Source organism: Mycobacterium sp. 236(2023), assembly GCF_029623955.1.
Lineage (GTDB): Bacteria > Actinomycetota > Actinomycetes > Mycobacteriales > Mycobacteriaceae > Mycobacterium.
In genome coordinates this window covers 408,005-423,662 of sequence record NZ_JARSBP010000003.1, presented here as the reverse complement: position 1 = coordinate 423,662, position 15,658 = coordinate 408,005, and the positions used below count along the sequence as shown (strand labels likewise).

19 protein-coding genes are annotated in these 15,658 nt (G+C 67.2%); 11 read left to right on the top strand and 8 right to left on the bottom strand.

The window, feature by feature from the left end:
• Positions 1 to 12: 12 nt before the first annotated feature.
• From pstA to P9A17_RS13180, 5 genes are all read right to left on the bottom strand, one after another.
• The gene (gene pstA, locus P9A17_RS13200; RefSeq protein ID WP_278039094.1) at positions 13 to 930 is read right to left on the bottom strand and encodes a phosphate ABC transporter permease PstA; all 918 of its coding nucleotides are present in this window, start codon (positions 928 to 930) and stop codon (positions 13 to 15) included.
• Positions 927 to 1,985, bottom strand: coding sequence for a phosphate ABC transporter permease subunit PstC (gene pstC / locus P9A17_RS13195; RefSeq protein ID WP_278039093.1), 1,059 nt, complete (start codon positions 1,983 to 1,985; stop codon positions 927 to 929). The genes pstA and pstC overlap by 4 nt, the downstream gene beginning before the upstream one ends.
• Before the next feature lie 48 nt (positions 1,986 to 2,033).
• Entirely contained in the window at positions 2,034 to 3,167 is a 1,134-nt protein-coding gene (gene pstS / locus P9A17_RS13190) for a phosphate ABC transporter substrate-binding protein PstS (RefSeq protein WP_278039092.1), read from the bottom strand.
• 114 nt (positions 3,168 to 3,281) lie between these two features.
• Positions 3,282 to 4,199 carry a mycothiol synthase gene (gene mshD, locus P9A17_RS13185; protein ID WP_278039091.1) on the bottom strand — a complete coding sequence of 306 codons (918 nt, stop codon included), beginning with the start codon at positions 4,197 to 4,199 and terminating at the stop codon, positions 3,282 to 3,284.
• Entirely contained in the window at positions 4,196 to 5,002 is an 807-nt protein-coding gene (locus tag P9A17_RS13180; protein ID WP_278039090.1) for a response regulator transcription factor, read from the bottom strand. The genes mshD and P9A17_RS13180 overlap by 4 nt, the downstream gene beginning before the upstream one ends.
• A 185-nt stretch (positions 5,003 to 5,187) precedes the next feature.
• Here P9A17_RS13180 and lmeA point away from each other — a divergent pair, with 185 nt between their 5' ends.
• From lmeA to P9A17_RS13140, 8 genes are all read left to right on the top strand, one after another.
• Positions 5,188 to 5,985, top strand: coding sequence for a mannan chain length control protein LmeA (gene lmeA / locus P9A17_RS13175; protein WP_278039089.1), 798 nt, complete (start codon positions 5,188 to 5,190; stop codon positions 5,983 to 5,985).
• On the top strand, positions 5,982 to 6,413 hold the full coding sequence (locus P9A17_RS13170) for a thioredoxin family protein (RefSeq protein ID WP_278039088.1): 432 nt from the start codon (positions 5,982 to 5,984) through the stop codon (positions 6,411 to 6,413). The genes lmeA and P9A17_RS13170 overlap by 4 nt, the downstream gene beginning before the upstream one ends.
• A gap of 210 nt (positions 6,414 to 6,623) precedes the next feature.
• Positions 6,624 to 7,085, top strand: a complete 462-nt coding sequence (locus tag P9A17_RS13165) for a DUF4395 domain-containing protein (protein WP_278039087.1) — start codon at positions 6,624 to 6,626, stop codon at positions 7,083 to 7,085.
• A 20-nt stretch (positions 7,086 to 7,105) separates the two neighbouring features.
• Positions 7,106 to 7,939, top strand: a complete 834-nt coding sequence (locus P9A17_RS13160; protein ID WP_278039086.1) for a sulfurtransferase — start codon at positions 7,106 to 7,108, stop codon at positions 7,937 to 7,939.
• A gap of 1 nt (position 7,940) precedes the next feature.
• Positions 7,941 to 8,243: a DUF1416 domain-containing protein gene (locus P9A17_RS13155; protein ID WP_104862358.1), complete on the top strand. Its 303-nt coding sequence runs from the start codon at positions 7,941 to 7,943 to the stop codon at positions 8,241 to 8,243.
• Positions 8,244 to 8,412: 169 nt separating this feature from the next.
• The gene (locus tag P9A17_RS13150) at positions 8,413 to 8,733 is read left to right on the top strand and encodes a DUF732 domain-containing protein (protein ID WP_278039085.1); all 321 of its coding nucleotides are present in this window, start codon (positions 8,413 to 8,415) and stop codon (positions 8,731 to 8,733) included.
• A 165-nt stretch (positions 8,734 to 8,898) separates the two neighbouring features.
• Positions 8,899 to 9,528, top strand: coding sequence for an FABP family protein (locus P9A17_RS13145; protein WP_278039084.1), 630 nt, complete (start codon positions 8,899 to 8,901; stop codon positions 9,526 to 9,528).
• The gene (locus tag P9A17_RS13140; protein WP_278039083.1) at positions 9,528 to 9,800 is read left to right on the top strand and encodes a hypothetical protein; all 273 of its coding nucleotides are present in this window, start codon (positions 9,528 to 9,530) and stop codon (positions 9,798 to 9,800) included. Before P9A17_RS13145 ends, P9A17_RS13140 begins: the two co-directional genes overlap by 1 nt.
• Here P9A17_RS13140 and P9A17_RS13135 read toward each other — a convergent pair.
• Together P9A17_RS13135 and P9A17_RS13130 are read right to left on the bottom strand one after the other, a co-directional pair.
• Complete coding sequence (locus P9A17_RS13135) at positions 9,793 to 10,677, bottom strand: ABC transporter substrate-binding protein (RefSeq protein ID WP_278039082.1); 885 nt, start codon at positions 10,675 to 10,677, stop codon at positions 9,793 to 9,795. The two genes, P9A17_RS13140 and P9A17_RS13135, sit on opposite strands and share 8 nt — an antisense overlap.
• A 271-nt stretch (positions 10,678 to 10,948) precedes the next feature.
• The gene (locus P9A17_RS13130; RefSeq protein WP_278039081.1) at positions 10,949 to 11,830 is read right to left on the bottom strand and encodes an aminodeoxychorismate lyase; all 882 of its coding nucleotides are present in this window, start codon (positions 11,828 to 11,830) and stop codon (positions 10,949 to 10,951) included.
• A 51-nt stretch (positions 11,831 to 11,881) separates the two neighbouring features.
• On the opposite strand from P9A17_RS13130, the gene P9A17_RS13125 reads away from it, so the two are divergent.
• Both P9A17_RS13125 and P9A17_RS13120 read left to right on the top strand, forming a co-directional pair.
• Complete coding sequence (locus P9A17_RS13125; RefSeq protein ID WP_278039080.1) at positions 11,882 to 12,976, top strand: folate-binding protein YgfZ; 1,095 nt, start codon at positions 11,882 to 11,884, stop codon at positions 12,974 to 12,976.
• A 148-nt stretch (positions 12,977 to 13,124) separates the two neighbouring features.
• Positions 13,125 to 13,310 (top strand): DUF3073 domain-containing protein, encoded by a 186-nt coding sequence (locus P9A17_RS13120; RefSeq protein WP_278039079.1) that lies wholly within the window; start codon positions 13,125 to 13,127, stop codon positions 13,308 to 13,310.
• 31 nt (positions 13,311 to 13,341) lie between these two features.
• Here the strand turns inward: P9A17_RS13120 and purM are convergent, their stop codons facing one another.
• A complete protein-coding gene (gene purM, locus P9A17_RS13115) occupies positions 13,342 to 14,433 on the bottom strand; it encodes a phosphoribosylformylglycinamidine cyclo-ligase (protein WP_278039078.1) in 1,092 nt (363 codons plus the stop codon).
• Between the two features lie 210 nt (positions 14,434 to 14,643).
• On the opposite strand from purM, the gene P9A17_RS13110 reads away from it, so the two are divergent.
• The gene (locus tag P9A17_RS13110) at positions 14,644 to 15,621 is read left to right on the top strand and encodes an NAD(P)H-binding protein (RefSeq protein WP_278039077.1); all 978 of its coding nucleotides are present in this window, start codon (positions 14,644 to 14,646) and stop codon (positions 15,619 to 15,621) included.
• The last annotated feature ends 37 nt before the right edge of the window (positions 15,622 to 15,658 follow it).

Genomic DNA, 15,658 nt, shown 5'->3' with positions numbered 1-15,658 from the left:
CAGTGAACTCCTCTAGACCTTTTTCGGGGCAAAGAATTTGGCGATGAATCGCGCGCCGACGTTCAGCACGGCGATGAGCACGACGAGGGTGAGCGCGGCCCCCCACAGCCGGTCGGTCGGGATCGGGTTCGCACCCGCACCGGCCGACGTCTGGTCGAACATCATGCCGGGCAGCGAGCCCATGAATCCGCCGAAGATGTCGAAGTTCATCGCCTGCGAGTAACCCACCAGGATGAGCAGCGGTGCCGTCTCACCCATGACGCGGGCCAGCGAGAGCAGGATGCCGGTGACGATGCCCGACAACGCGGTCGGCACCACGATCGCCGAGATGGTCTTCCACTTCGGCACGCCCAGCGCGTAGCTGGCTTCACGCAGATCCATCGGAACGATGCGCAGCATCTCCTCGGTGGATCGGACGATGACCGGAATCATCAACAGCACCAACGCGAGTGACACAGCGAAACCGGACCGCTCGAAGCCGATGGTGGCCACCCACAGCGCGTAGATGAACAGCGCGGCGACGATCGACGGAACACCGGTCAGGATGTCGACCATGAAGGTCGTCAGCTTGCCCAGTCGCGTGCCGCCGCCGTACTCCACCAGATAGATGCCGACGAAGACGCCGATCGGGATGGAAATGACAGCGCAGATCGCCGCCTGCAGCAGCGACCCGACGATGGCGTGATAGGCGCCGCCGCCGGGCGCGAAGGCCGTCATACCGGCCTGCGAGTTCGTCCACCACGTGCTCGACAAGACGATGCCCAGACCCTTGGCGACCACCGTGTAGAGCACCCACACCAGCGGTACGAGCGCGACCACCACAGAGGCGGTCACCAGCACCGTGGCGAAGTTGTTGGTGAACTTGCGCCGACCACTGACCCCCTGGAAGGTGGGCACCTTGACCGGCTGATCCAGCGTTGTGGAGCTCATGATGCGGACCGATCCTTTCCGGAGACCGCGGCGCGAGCCAGCGAGTTCACCACGAAGGTCAGGATGAACAACACCAGGCCGGCCGCGATGTACGCGCCCGCCTTGTACTGGTCATTGAATTCCGAAGCGGCAGAAGCAATCTTGCTCGCGAACGTGAAGCCACCGTCGAAGAGCGACCATCCGAACGCAGTCTGCGTGCCGCGCAGGATGATCAGAAGCGCGATCGTCTCACCGAGCGCGCGGCCGAGGCCGAGCATCGCGCCGCTGATGTAGCCGGACATGCCGAACGGCAGGACCGTCGTCCGCACGACCTCCCAGCGGGTGGCGCCCAACGCCAGCGCGGCCTCGATCTGGCCGCGCGGCGTCTGGACGAACACCTCGCGTGTCACCGCGGTGATGATCGGCAGGATCATCACCGCGAGCACGATGCCCGCCGTGAAGATCGTGCCGCCACCGGCCACCGACGCATTTCCGGTGGCGAACAGGAAGATCCAGCTCAAATTCTCGTTGAGCCACACCGCGGCAGGCTTGATCGCCGGCGCGAGGACGTACAGCCCCCACACGCCGTAGATGATCGACGGCACCGCCGCCAGCAGGTCGACCATGTAGGCCAACGGCCCGGACACCCGCTTGGTGGCGTAGTTGGTCAGGTAGATCGCGATGCCCAGTGCGATGGGCATCGCGATCACCAGAGCGAACACCGACACGAACACCGTCACCTGGAGCAAATCCAGGATGCCGAAGTGCATCGCCGAAGTGTCGGTCGTGACCCAGTTCCCGCCAAAGAGGAAGAAGTTCTCCTCGTTGCGTGCCAACGCCGGGACGGCGCGCCACAGCAGGAAGATTCCGATCGCGGCGATGATGGCCACGATGAGAATGCCGGACCCCTCGGCCAACCCGCGGAAGATGCGGTCGCCCGCACGGACTTTCGCGTTCTTCGAAGGATCAGTCGAGATCGGGTTCGGTTCCGGGAAGGGGGCGGCCAACGCCTCCCCTGATCCCGACGCCGACGGATTCGGTGTCGTCAATGCAGTTCCATCGAGCTTGTCGGTCATTCGGTCAAGCACCCATCCTCGCCGCGATACGGCAGTTGCGCCAGTGAACTAGGCAGTCGAGCCGATGGCGTCGATCGACGTCAGCAGACGCTCCTTGAACTTCTCGGGCAGCGGGACGTAGCCGGCGGCCGACAGTCCACTCTGGCCGTCATTGGCGGCGACCGTCAGGAACGACTTCACGGCCTGCGCGGTCTCCGCGTCGTATCCGTTCGAGCAGACGATCTCGTAGGTGGCCAGCACCAGCGGGTAGGCGCCGGACTCCTGCGTGCCGTACAGCGACGCGAGATCCAGAGCCAGGTCGTTGCCCTCGGCGGCGAACTTGGCCGCGTCGATGGCCTTACCGGCCGACTCGTCGGTCAGCTCGACCGCGCCGCTGCCGTTGTCGATCTGGGCGTAAGGGATGCCTGCCTGGTCGGCGAAGCCCTTCTCCACGTAGCCGATGGCGCCCGGGGTGGCCTGGACGGCCTGCGCGACACCTGCCGACTTCTGGGCGCCCTCACCGGCGCCGCCCTGGAACTCGCTGCCGTCGCCCTTGGTCCACACGCCACCCGAGGCGGCCTCCAGGTACTTCTGGAAGTTGTCGGTGGTGCCCGAGGAGTCCGAGCGGAAGATCGGGGTGATGGCGACGTCTGGCAGGCTCTTGCCCTCGTTCAGCGCGGCGATGGCCGGGTCGTTCCACTTGCTGATCTGGCCCTGGAAGATCTTGGCCAACGTGTCGCCGTTGAGCACCAGACCCTCGACGCCCTCGACGTTGTAGGCCATCGCGATGGGGCCGAACACCAGGGGGAGGTTCCACGCCGGGTTGCCGCCGCAGCGCTCGGCAGCCTGCTGCGCCTGCTCCTCTTTGATGGCTGAGTCAGATCCGGCGAAGTCGACATTGCCCGCGACGAACTGCTCGCGACCCGCGCCCGAGCCGGTCGGGTTGTAGGACAGGTTCTTGCCCTGGCACTTCTGGCTCCACACCTGGTTGAACAGCGCGATGGCGTTCTGCTGGGCAGTCGAACCCTCGGCGGTGACGGCCGCCTTGCCACCGCAGTCCGCGGCGGACGCGGACGACGAGCCCGACTCCGACGAGCCGGAGGGCGCGTTGTTGTCGCTACCGCAGCCCGCGAGCGTCAGGGCCGCGATTGCTGCGACGGAGACAGTCGTACCGAACGACCTGCCGATGATGTTGAGCTTCACTGATCCCACTTTCCCTTGGCGCCCTTGGCGGCTCGAACTCACCGGCAACGTATGCGTCCGCGGTGGACGGTTCGGGGATGCGGGGTTAACGAAAGGTGAACAGGTTCAGCGACTTCACAGGTGAGCCGCTGCGGCGGCGGTGTAGGCCACATCAGAATTGACCACATCGAAACCGAGTCGTCGATACGTTTTCACCGCAGCGCTGTTGTCCGCTTCGACATAGAGCATCACATCGGCATCCCGGCCGGGACCCGAAAGACGCTCTGCGAGGTGTTGCAGACCCCTCATCGTGAGTGCCGCACCGAGTCCGCGGCCCTGCGCGGAGGGGTCCACTCCGACGACGTAAACCTCGCCCAGATTCGCGGAATGCACCTTGGTCCAATGGAATCCGAGAAGTTCACTGCTGCCCTGGTCGAAGGCGAGGAAGAAGCCGGCCGGGTCGAACCACGGTTCGTCGCGCCGCTCGGCGATGTCGGCATCGGTCCAGCCGCCCTGCTCGGGATGCCACGAGAACGCCGCGTTGTTGACGCGCAGCACCTCGGCGTCGTCCTGGGGTCCGGCGTATGTGGCGAATCGCACACCCTCGGTGGGCGGCACCGGCGGCAGATCGGCGAGCGGCCGCTGCATCTGCAGCAGTTCCCTGACAGCGACGAGACCGAGCCGTGCTGCCGTGGCGCGTGCGGGCTCCAGATTGCCGTGCGCCCAGATCCGGGTCTCAGGTCCGCCCTCCGGGAGCGCGGCGCGGATGACCGCGGCGCCGATCCCGCGGCGCCGCGCGGCGGGATGTACGACGAGCTCGGCCATCGGCGATGCGTCCTCACCGGTCGGCACCAAGTTGAGGTACCCCTGGATGACGCCGTCCTCGACGGCCACCAGGTGGCGGGTGCGGTCGTGCCCGAGCTCACGGAGAACCTGATCGCCCACCGGCGCGACGCCGTCGACCGAGCGCGCCTCCCTGATCACGTCGCGGACGCGTTGTTGGTCGGCGGCCGACAGCTTCTCCCGCCAGCCGACCGAAAAGGCCGGGGTCACTGACTGCGCAGCGCTTGCGCCGACGGACTGCCGAGCGTCTCACCGACGTCGTCGGAGTCGAGCAGCGCGGCGTCGTCGTCGAAGGAATCGTCGTCGAGATCCTCGGTCTCGGCGCCAGGGGCGGGTGGACGGCCGCGGGCGGGCCTGACCGCCTTGTAGCCGACGTTGCGCACCGTGCCGATCAAGGATTCGTATTCGGGCCCAAGCTTGGCGCGCAGGCGACGCACGTGGACGTCGACGGTGCGGGTGCCGCCGAAGAAGTCATAGCCCCACACCTCCTGAAGCAGCTGGGCGCGCGTGAACACCCGCCCGGCATGCTGCGCGAGGTATTTGAGAAGCTCGAACTCCTTGTAGGTGAGATCGAGCGGGCGTCCGCGCAGCCGCGCCGTGTAGGTGCCCTCGTCGATGACGAGTTCGCCGAGACTGATCTTGCCGAGGTTCTCCTGGTTGGCCATCCCGCCCCTGCGGCCCACCAGCAGCCGCAACCGGGCGTCGATCTCGGCGGGCCCGGTGCTCGGCAGCAGGATCTCGTCGAGACCCCATTCCACGTTGACGGCGACCAGACCGCCCTCGTTGACGACTGCGACGACCGGCACCGATGTGCCGGTGGTGCCGAGCAGGCGGCACAGCCCTCGGGCGGCGGCCAGATCGGTGCGGGCGTCGACGATCGCGACGTCGGCGGTGCCCGCCTCCAGCAACGAGGAGACCTCGGTCGGGGCGGTGCGCACATTGTGTGCGAGCAGGGATAACGACGGCAGCACTGACTCCGGGTGCGGGTCAACCGTCAGTAGCAGCAGATCCAACTGACCCTCCAGCCGCCGTGGAGCTCGTTACCGGGACACCGTCAGACGTCTTTGTCGCGTGGTGACTTCCCAGATTCATGTCTGACACACGGCCTTAACCGTGCCGATAGTTTCCTCACCTTAGCGTGCTACCTGCTCTTAAGCCGCGCTGAACGCCGCAGCTGGGGGGCGTCGGCAACAATGTCGTGGTGCGCAAGCTCGTCATCAGTGCCCTCGCGACCCTCACCGTGGTGCTGGTCGGCGCCGTCGGCACCGACTTCGGCGCGGCTATCTACGCTGAATATCGCCTGGCCAGGAGCGTGCGAAGCGCTGCGAACCTGAACTGGGACCCCACTGTGGTGATCCTGGGATTCCCCTTCATCCCGCAGGCGCAGCGCCGCCACTACGACGAAGTGGAGATCAAGGCCAGTGGCGTTGATCACCCCGTGGTCGGCAAGGCGTCGCTGGAAGCGACGATGCATTCAGTCAGTTTCGGCGACTCCTGGCTCATCCCCCCCGACGCCACCCTCACCATCGGAAAGCTCGAAAGCCGCATCATCATCGACTCGACCCACCTCGGCCGGTTCATGGGAATCCCCGATCTGCTCGTCGAGGCGCCGACCGCCGAGACCGAGGACTCGACGGGCGGGGTGACCGAGTCGGGCATCTCCAGCAACACGGGGCTCGTCTTCACCGGCACTCCCGACAAGGCCGGCTTCGACGAGCGGGTCAGCATCGCCGTCGACGTGTCCACCACCGGTCCCGACGCCACCACGCTGGTCATCACCGCCACCGGGGTGCTGACCGAACCGGGGACCGCCGATCAGGCGGTGCCCGAGGACCAGGTGCCTGCCGTGCTCGACGCGTTCACCACGGAACTGCCGGGCCAGAAGCTGCCGTTCGGCATCGCACCCACGACTGCGGGGGCGCGCGGGTCCGACGTCATCATCGAAGGCATCGCCGAGGGAGTAACCGTCGACCTGCCGGAGTTCCGCTTGTCATGAGCACGTCGTGGATCGTCGTCATCGCGGTGTTGATCGCCGCGTTCGGGCTCGCGTTCGTGATCGGGCGGTTGATCACGTCGCGGTCAGGCCGGATCGAGGACTCCGCGGAGCGGCCGGCGCTCGACGGCGCCGATGCCGACAACCTGGGCCTGTCGAGGACGGGTCCGACGCTGCTGCATTTCAGTGCTGTCTGGTGTGGCCCGTGCGCCGGGGTGCGCAGGGTGGTCGACCAGGTGTGTGCCGACCTGCCCGCGGTGGCCCATGTGGAAATCGACATGGACGCCAATCCCGAGGCGGCGCGCAAGCTTTCGGTGCTCTCGCTGCCCACGACGTTCATCTTCGACGCCGAGGGTCGGCAGCGTTACCGGGCGTCCGGGGTGCCCACCGCCGCTGACCTGCGGTCGGCGCTGCAGACGCTGTTGGCTTGATCACCCCCTCTTTAGGTAGGCTGTCAGCCGTGTCAGCCCGCCTCGAGCTTGTGCTCACCAAGCGCCGCGCAGTCGATCTGTGCCGCGTTGCGGGTTGTTGCTGTTGTTGTTGCAGCTGCTGAGTAGCCGCGTTCTCTTCGCGCCGCACTCTGCGACTGGCCTCAAATGGCCTGCCGCGCCCAGCCATAACGGACAACAGGAAGCACAGCCATGTCGAACACCACGCAAGACCGCGCCCCCGCGCAGGTCGACGTGCGCGGTCCACGCTTCGTCGCCTGGGTCTCCACCGCGGTTCTGACTGTCGCGGTCCTGGCGTCGGTCGAGGCGCCCGCCGCCGCGGCGGCGATTCTCGCCGCGCAGGCCGCCGTCTTCGCGATCGGTGCCACGCTGGGACCGCGGCAGCATCCTTACGGCCTGATCTTCGCCAAGTTCATCGCGCCTCGGCTCGGCCCCGTCACCGAACGTGAACCGGTCGCACCCCTGAAGTTCGCGCAACTCGTCGGCTTCATCTTCGCCGTCGTCGGCGCCATCGGTTTCGCCGGCGGTCTGGCACCGCTCGGCCTGGCTGCCACGGGTCTCGCGCTCGTGGCGGCTTTTCTCAACGCAGCCTTCGGTATCTGCCTCGGCTGTCAGATCTATCCGCTCGTCGCACGCTTGACCCCCACCCGTTAGCAATCGAAAGGATCTCCCACATGGCACGCTCCGACGTCCTGGTCACAGCTGACTGGGCCGAGAGCAATCTCGACGCGCCGAAGACCGTCTTCGTCGAGGTCGATGAGGACACCAGCGCCTACGACACCGGGCACATCCCCGGCGCGATCAAGCTGGACTGGAAGACCGATCTTCAGGATCAGGTCAAGCGCGACTTCGTCGACGCCGAGCAGTTCTCGAAGCTGCTGTCGGATCGCGGCATCGGCAACGACGACACCGTTGTCCTCTACGGCGGCAACAACAACTGGTTCGCCGCCTACGCCTATTGGTACTTCAAGCTGTACGGCCACCAGGACGTCAAGCTGCTCGACGGCGGTCGCAAGAAGTGGGAGCTCGACGCCCGCCCGCTGTCGAAGGACGCCGTGACGCGCCCGGGAACCAGCTACACCGCCAAGGATCCCGACAACACCATCCGCGCGTTCCGCGACGAGGTCATCGCCGCGATCGGCACCAAGAACCTCGTCGACGTGCGCTCCCCTGACGAGTTCTCCGGCAAGATCCTCGCGCCTGCCCACCTGCCGCAGGAGCAGAGCCAGCGTCCCGGGCATATCCCCAGCGCCATCAACGTTCCGTGGAGCAAGGCAGCCAACGACGACGGCACCTTCAAATCCGACGACGACCTGGCCAAGCTGTACGCCGAGGCCGGCCTGGACGGCGAGAAGGAGACCATCGCCTACTGCCGCATCGGTGAGCGCTCGTCGCACACCTGGTTCGTGCTGCAGGAGCTGCTGGGACACAAGAACGTCAAGAACTACGACGGCAGTTGGACGGAATACGGCTCCCTGGTGGGTGCCCCGATCGAGTTGGGAAGTTGATATGTGCTCTGCACCTAAGCAAGGACTGACGTTGCCCGCGAGCGTCGACCTCGAGAAGGAGACGGTCATCACCGGCCGCGTCGTCGACGGCTCGGGGCAGGCTGTGGGAGGCGCATTCGTGCGTCTGCTCGACAGCTCGGACGAGTTCACCGCCGAGGTCGTCGCGTCGGCCACCGGTGACTTCCGTTTCTTCGCCGCGCCGGGATCGTGGACGCTGCGCGCGCTGTCTCCGGCCGGTAACGGCGACGCCAGCGTGGCACCGTCGGGTGCGGGAATTCACGAGGTCGACGTCAAGGTCGCGTAGGGCACCGAATTTCACGTTCCGGTCACGGAGCGTTGCGCTGATCATGCTGTGAAAACGCTGCAGGATTAGCTGTTGTCGGCGACTATATGGGTGAACCCGAGCTTCAGGGCTCGGGTTCACCCCGACACCTTCGCGGCTTGCCGCGATACCGAACACCTAGGACCCGACAATGAAGATCACGATCGCGTGCGCCGCTTCTGCGGCCTTTGCTGCAGCTGCTCTTTTCAGTGCTCCCGCGGCCTTCGCGGCGCCGGAGGACGATTTCCTCACTGTGATCACCAACGGTGGCATCACGTGGCCGCCGGACAAGACCGCGCAGGTCGTCGAGACCGGACAGGCCGTGTGCACCGACTGGTCCAACGGCGCCTCGTTCGAGCAGGAAGTCGCTGATCTGACCAGCGTCACCTCGTGGTCGGACTACCAGGCGGGCTACTTCATCGGGGCCGCCACCGGTGCGTTCTGCCCCGAATTCGAGTGGAAAGTCAGCTGACACCAGCGTTTTTCACGATCGTCGACGGCCGCCGGGAGAGTTGATCGCCCGGCGGTTAGACTTTGCACCCGTGGTGCTGTTTTTCGAGATCCTGCTGGTCGCGGCCGTCGTGGTGATCACGTGGTTCGCGCTGTACGCGCTGTACCGCCTCGTCACTGACGAGTCGTGAGTTCGGGCGACGAGGCGGTCGCCGCAGCTGCCGAACGAGCCAGGGAGACCGCCGCGCGCAACATCCCGGTTTTCGGCGATCTGCCCCTGCCTTCGGACACCGCCAATCTGCGTGAGGGCGCGCATTTCGACGACGCGCTGCTGGCGCTGCTCCCGCTGGTCGGTGTGTGGCGCGGTGAGGGCGAGGGCCGCGACACCGACGGCGACTACCGATTCGGTCAGCAGATCGTGGTGTCCCACGACGGGCGCGACTACCTCAATTGGGAAGCCCGCTCGTGGCGGTTGGACGCCGACGGCGCCTATGACAGCCCAGACCTGCGCGAGACGGGGTTCTGGCGGTTCGTCGCCGACCCGGGCGACCCGTCGGAATCCCAGGCCATCGAGCTTCTGCTGGCGCACTCCGCCGGCTATGTCGAGTTGTTCTACGGACAACCGCTGAACCAGTCGTCGTGGGAGCTGGTGACCGACGCGCTGGCCCGCAGCAAGTCCGGTGTGCTCGTCGGCGGCGCCAAGCGGCTCTACGGAATCATCGAGGGCGGCGATCTGGCATACGTCGAGGAGCGCGTCGACGCCGATGGCGGCCTGGTTCCGCACCTGTCGGCCCGTCTGTCGAGGTTCGTCGGCTAGTGCGTCTTCTAGGACTCCTCACGGCACTCGCCGCCGCCGCAGTGGTGGCGGGCTGCTCCGCGCCGCCCGAACCCGCCGAGAAGCCGACCCCGAGCTCGGCGGTACCCAGCGTCGGTCACGGCGCCTTCGCCTACTGCCTGAGTCAGCACGGCGTGCCCGCACCTCCCGGCCCGTCGACGGAGCCGCCCGCGGGCGTCGACCGCAAGGCCTGGGAGGCCGCGATGTCGGAATGCGCGTCGCTGGCACCCGGCCCGGGTCCGGGACCTAGCTGAGCAGGGGCGCGCGGCCGGCGTCGGCGAGCCAGCGCTTCTGGAGCGCCGCCAACGTGCCGTCGGTGCGCAACGAGTCGACCGCCCAGGACACGCAGCGGGTCAGCGAGCTGCCGTGGTCGAGCACGATGCCGAATTGTTCGACACCGGACTGATCGGCACCGCCGGGTCCCGGCAGTTGTCCGACCATGACGCCGCCGCTCAGTTCGTTGGCCACCGAGAACGCCGTCGGCAGGTCGGCGACGACCGCGTCGATCTCGCCGTCGACCAACGCCATCTTGGCATCGACGTTGGTGTTGAACGCCGCGACGGGGATGGTGCCGCTCAGCGCCGCCGCAGCGCTGTAACTCGTCGAGCCCACCTGCGCACCGAGCCTGACTCCTCGAAGGTCGTCGAGCGTCCGCGCATTCGCCGCGGGTGAGCTGCGCACGGTCACCACCGCCTGCGTCACGTCGAAGTACGGCGTCGAAAAGTCGACCGCCGCGCGCCGCTGATCGGTGATGGAGAACTGGGAGAGATTGACGTCGAACGCTTTGGCCCCCGGCTCGAGCGCGGCGTTGAACGGGACGCGGACCCAGCGGACGTCGTCAGGCTTGAACCGCAGTTCGGCGGCAATGGCGTAGGCCAGCGCAGCCTCGAATCCTTCGCCGTTGGCGGGGTCGTCGCCCATGTACCACGGCGGGTAGACGGGCTGGTCCGCACCGAAGGTCAGGATTCCGGGGTAGATGGTGCCGAGGGCTTCCTTGCTGCACTTGCTGCCGTCGAGCGCCGGCGTCGTCACGGCGGTAGGCGAGGCGCATCCCCCGACGACGAGCGCGGCGACACAGGCAGGCAGCGAGACAGCCCGAGCCGTCCATCCTGCGACGGACGACGGGGGCATGCTCGAATCATTGCAGATTCTCAAGTTTGTGCAGGTCCACATGGAGCGGCCCCCGAGCCGTAATCCTGGTCGGACAAGACCAAGAGGCTCGGGGGCCGGGTGACTGCGGGGAATTCGCCAGCGCGCACAGGTGCGTCAAGCGCTCTCCCGGCGCTGCTAGCTCGCAGCCACCTCACATGTCCATAAGTCAATCAATTTCTCGGACCACCTCCTTCCCTGTGTACACGCGACCGTACTCCCGCTTCGACAGGGCGACAAGCGATTTACGCGCTCAGCGATCGCAGATGATCGCGGCATCGACCAGCGCCGCGATGTCGTCGGCGAACGGAGTGTCCGCGAGCCGATTCCCGTCCAGCGTGTGCACCCGGGCAGCCAGAGTGATGCTCGACACCAGCCAAACACCTTGGGCGGCAAGCAAATCAGCGGGCGTGAGGGCCTGGTAGTCACAGTCGTAGCCCTTGTTGCGGGCCACTTCGAACAGCGCCTGCTGCGTGGTGCCGCGCAGGATCGGATACCACGGCGGCGGGGTCAGCAGGCAGGTGCGGCCGTCTGGCGAGGTCGTGGCGATGACGACGGTGGAGCGCGGGCCCTCGAGGATGTGGCCGTCGGTGCTGACGAAGACGACGTCGCCGGCCCCGTGCCGTTCGGCGTGCCGCAGTGCGGCCATGTTCACCGCATAGGACAGGGTTTTCGCGCCGGCCAGCAGCCACGGCATTGCGTCGATGCCGTCGGAGGACATACCGCGCTCCAGTGTCATCGCGGCGAGGCCGTTGCGACGAACATCGGCGACCCGGGCCGGTACCGGGGCGATGTTCGCGTACGCGGTCGGGGTGGAGCCGTGTTCGCGGCCGCGGGAGTACACCAGCCGCAGCACCCCGTCGTCGCCTCCACCGGCCAGCCAGGCTTCGACGGCGACGTCGACGGCCGCGCGCCACCGCGCCGTATCCGGCTCCGGCAGATCCACGAGGTGCGCCGAGTGGGAAAGCCGCGACAGGTGCGCTTCGATCAGGCAGGGGCGTCCGTCTCGGACGAGCAGCGTTTCGAAGATGCCGTCACCGCGCACGGCGGCGAGATCGTCGGCGTGCAGCAGCGGCAACTGCGGATCGCGCAGCCCTCCGTCGAGGGTGACGAGGACACCCGGATGGTCGGCCATGGAGCATCAGCGTAGCCGCGGCCACTTGGCGCCGAATCGTAGAGTTGAGCTATGGCTTTGACGTCTGCTGTTCCCGCCCCCGACGACGGGCCCGACGCCGGCTCCGTCTGGCACTACGGCGACCCGCTCGGCGAACAACGTGCTGCGGCCGACGGCGCGGTGGTCGTCGACCGTTCGCATCGAGCGGTGCTCAAGTTGACGGGTGCCGAGCGCAAGTCGTGGCTGCACACCATCTCCAGCCAACACGTCAGCGATCTCGCCGACGGTGTGGTGACCGAGAATCTGAGCCTCGATGGACAGGGCCGTGTCGAAGATCACTGGGTACAGACTCAGCTCGACGGGCGCACAGTCATCGACACCGAATCGTGGCGCGGCGACGCCTTGCTGACGTTTCTGCGCAAGATGGTGTTCTGGGCCGATGTGGTCGTCGAGCCCGCCGAGCTCGCCGTGTTGTCGCTGCTCGGGCCGGCCGTCGCCGACGAGAGGGTGTTGGAGGCATTGGGGGTGGCCGAGCTGCCCGGCGAAGGCACCGCGGTGGAGGTGGGCGGCGGTGGTTTCGTGCGTCGGCTGCCCGGCTCCGGCATCGAGGTCGACCTCGTGGCTCCGCGGGAGGACGCCGCCGCGCGGCGCGACAAGCTGTTGGCTGCCGGTGTCCGACCGGCGGGCATCTGGGCCTACGAGGCGCACCGGGTGGCGGCGCAGCGTCCCAGGCTCGGCGTCGACACCGATGAGCGCACCATCCCCCACGAGGTGGGTTGGATTGGCGGACCCGGCGTCGGTGCGGTGCACCTGGAAAAGGGCTGCTATCGCGGCCAGGAGACCGTCGCGCGGGTCCACAACCTGGGCAAACCACCCCGCATGCTCGTGATCCTCCACCTCGATGGTTCGACCGACAGGCCGTCTCCCGGTGATCCGCTTTTGGCAGGCGGGCGCGCCGTCGGCAGGTTGGGCACTGTGGTCGACCACGTCGATGAGGGCGTGATCGCGTTGGCTCTGGTCAAACGCGGCCTGCCGGCCGACACGGAGCTCAGCACCGGCGGTGAGGTGCAGGTGAACGCCGCGATCGACCCGGATTCGGTACCGCCCGCCGACGTGGTGGGTGCGGGACGGCTGGCGGTGGAGCGCTTGCGCGGCGGCTCCGGTTAGTTCGGACGGCACGAAAAACGGCGGTTCATCAGGGCCTGCCAGCGTGACGGCGCGAGGCACGGTAAAGTGTTGGCAGGACAATAAACACACTCAGATCGGAGCCGCCTAGAAATTGGGCCGCTCCGTTATTGCGCGAGGGGGTTCCCCCATGGGCCGCGGCCGGGCAAAGGCAAAGCAGACCAAGGTTGCACGCGAGCTTAAGTACAGCTCGCCGCAGACGGATTTCACGCAACTCCAGCGTGAACTGGCGGGCTCGTCGGATGACGACGTCCGCAACGGCAGCGAAGCGCCGTCCGACGACGGCTGGGCGGACGAGGACGACTGGCGGCGCTGAGTCCGCCTCCTCGCAGTCCTGAGGAGCTTCTCTAGAACCTGGGATGCTGGCCCACGAGCACTGCTCGTGAACTGTCCTTGCTGCCCTTCTTGATGGTTCCGAGGGTCCAGCAGTTCAGGTGGCGGGCGGTCAGCACGGCCAACGCGCGATCGGTGTCCTCCGGCGCGACGACGGCCACCATGCCGACGCCCATATTGAACGTTTTGTCCATCTCGGCGCGGTCGATGCGGCCGCGCTGGGCGATCATCCCGAACACCGGCGCGGGCGTCCACGTCCCGCGGTCGAGTTCGGCGACCAGCCCGTGCGGGACGACGCGTTCGAGGTTTCCTGCGAGCCCACCGCCGGTGACGTGGCAGAACGTGCGCACCTGGGTTTCTGCGGCCAGCGCCAGGCAGTCCTTGGCGTAGATGCGGGTCGGTTCGAGCAGTTCTTCGCCGAGGGTACGGCCGAACTCTTCGACGTGGCCGGCCAGGTTCATGTGGTCGATCTCAAGCAGCACGTGCCTGGCCAGTGAGTAGCCGTTGGAGTGCAGGCCGGTCGACGCCATCGCGATGACCACGTCGCCGGGCCGCACACGGTCAGGTCCGAGCACGTTGTCGGCCTCGACGACGCCGACCCCGGTGGCGGAGATGTCGTAGTGGTCGGGGGCCATCAGGCCGGGGTGCTCGGCCGTCTCCCCGCCGAGCAGCGCGCAGCCGGCCTGGACGCAGCCGTCGGCGATACCCGAGACGAGCTGCGCGACGCGTTCAGGGACGGTCCGCCCGACGGCGATGTAGTCCTGCAGGAAGAGCGGTTCGGCGCCGCACACCACGAGGTCGTCGACGACCATCGCGACGAGGTCGATGCCGACGGTGTCGTGCTTGTCCATCGCTTGGGCGACGGCCAGTTTGGTGCCGACTCCGTCGGTCGACGATGCCAGCAGTGGCTCGCGGTAGTCGCCGCGCAGCGCGAACAGCCCGGCGAAGCCGCCGAGGCCGCCCCTCACCTCCGGCCGGGTGGCTTTCTTGGCGAGTGGCTTGAAGAGTTCGACGGCGCGGTCACCGGCCTCGATGTCCACCCCTGCCGACGCATAGGAAATGCCGTGCGGTTCGGCGATGCCATGTCGTTCAACACCCTTTGTCATCGAGAGCAAGGCTACCCGCGCATTGCCCGCTGATCGCCGTCAGGATCGGTTGTGATGTGACGACCTGCCCTGCACGAATGCGGAGCACGCACCGCGAGCGCGCGGGTCTGCACACCGGCGCGCCACGATCTTCGGCTTTCGACGCGCGCCCGTCGCCCGCGACGGCGGGTTACGGGTTTGCCTGAGGCCTGAAACGGACATCCCGCCGCCATGCCTGCTGAGGATGTTCGCTGCCTGGTGACCGGTGCCACGGGTTACATCGGGGGTCATCTGGTGCCCGTGTTGCTCGATCGGGGTCTGAAGGTGCGGGCGATGGCGCGTACCCCGGCGAAGCTCGACGACGCTCCGTGGCGCGACCAGGTCGAGGTGGCGCAAGGCGACCTGACGGACGCCGCATCGCTGACCGCGGCGTTCGACGGCATGGACGTCGTCTACTACCTCGTTCACTCGATGGGGACGTCGAAGGACTTCGTCGATGAAGAGAAGCGTTCGGCGCGCAATGTGGTCGAGGCTGCCAAGACCGTGGGTGTCCGCCGGATCGTCTATCTCGGCGGTCTGCACCCTGACGGCACCGACCTGTCCCGCCATCTCGCGTCCCGAGTCGAGGTCGGCGAGATCCTGTTGGAGTCGGGGATCGAGACCGTGGTGCTGCAGGCGGGCATCGTCATCGGCTCCGGTTCGGCGTCGTTCGAGATGGTCCGCCATCTGACGGACCGGCTTCCCGTGATGACGACACCGAAGTGGGTGCACAACAAAATCCAGCCGATCGCGATCGACGACGTGCTGCACTACCTCGCCGAGGCGGCGACCGCTGAGGTCGGCGAGTCACGGACCTGGGACGTCGGTGGGCCCGACGTGATGGAGTACGGCGACGCGATGCAGGGCTACGCGGAGGTCGCCGGGTTGAGTCGCCGGGTCATGGTGGTGCTGCCGTTCCTGACGCCGACCATCGCGAGTTGGTGGGTAGGTCTGGTGACGCCAATTCCGTCGGGACTGGCCCGGCCGCTCGTGGAATCGCTGGAGTGCGACGCGGTGTGCCGCGAACGCGACATCGACGCGGTTATCGCGCCGCCGGCCGGCGGGCTGACGGGTTACCGCGACGCGGTGACACGGGCCCTGCGTTCGGAAGGCAATGTCGGTGGTGGACGCCGACATCTGCTGCGGTTCAGTTCCACTGAGCCGCAATAAGTTTCAGGGCTGCCGACGGCGAGCCGTCACGGGCGCC

Excerpts from the sequence above, each read along its gene's own strand:
- pstA (WP_278039094.1), bottom strand. The coding sequence starts at position 930 with ATGAGCTCCACAACGCTGGATCAGCCGGTCAAGGTGCCCACCTTCCAG.
- pstC (WP_278039093.1), bottom strand. The coding sequence starts at position 1,985 with ATGACCGACAAGCTCGATGGAACTGCATTGACGACACCGAATCCGTCG.
- P9A17_RS13170 (WP_278039088.1), top strand. The coding sequence starts at position 5,982 with ATGAGCACGTCGTGGATCGTCGTCATCGCGGTGTTGATCGCCGCGTTC.
- P9A17_RS13165 (WP_278039087.1), top strand. The coding sequence starts at position 6,624 with ATGTCGAACACCACGCAAGACCGCGCCCCCGCGCAGGTCGACGTGCGC.
- P9A17_RS13160 (WP_278039086.1), top strand. The coding sequence starts at position 7,106 with ATGGCACGCTCCGACGTCCTGGTCACAGCTGACTGGGCCGAGAGCAAT.
- P9A17_RS13155 (WP_104862358.1), top strand. The coding sequence starts at position 7,941 with ATGTGCTCTGCACCTAAGCAAGGACTGACGTTGCCCGCGAGCGTCGAC.
- P9A17_RS13150 (WP_278039085.1), top strand. The coding sequence starts at position 8,413 with ATGAAGATCACGATCGCGTGCGCCGCTTCTGCGGCCTTTGCTGCAGCT.
- P9A17_RS13135 (WP_278039082.1), bottom strand. The coding sequence starts at position 10,677 with ATGCCCCCGTCGTCCGTCGCAGGATGGACGGCTCGGGCTGTCTCGCTG.
- P9A17_RS13130 (WP_278039081.1), bottom strand. The coding sequence starts at position 11,830 with ATGGCCGACCATCCGGGTGTCCTCGTCACCCTCGACGGAGGGCTGCGC.
- P9A17_RS13125 (WP_278039080.1), top strand. The coding sequence starts at position 11,882 with ATGGCTTTGACGTCTGCTGTTCCCGCCCCCGACGACGGGCCCGACGCC.
- P9A17_RS13120 (WP_278039079.1), top strand. The coding sequence starts at position 13,125 with ATGGGCCGCGGCCGGGCAAAGGCAAAGCAGACCAAGGTTGCACGCGAG.
- purM (WP_278039078.1), bottom strand. The coding sequence starts at position 14,433 with ATGACAAAGGGTGTTGAACGACATGGCATCGCCGAACCGCACGGCATT.
- P9A17_RS13110 (WP_278039077.1), top strand. The coding sequence starts at position 14,644 with ATGCCTGCTGAGGATGTTCGCTGCCTGGTGACCGGTGCCACGGGTTAC.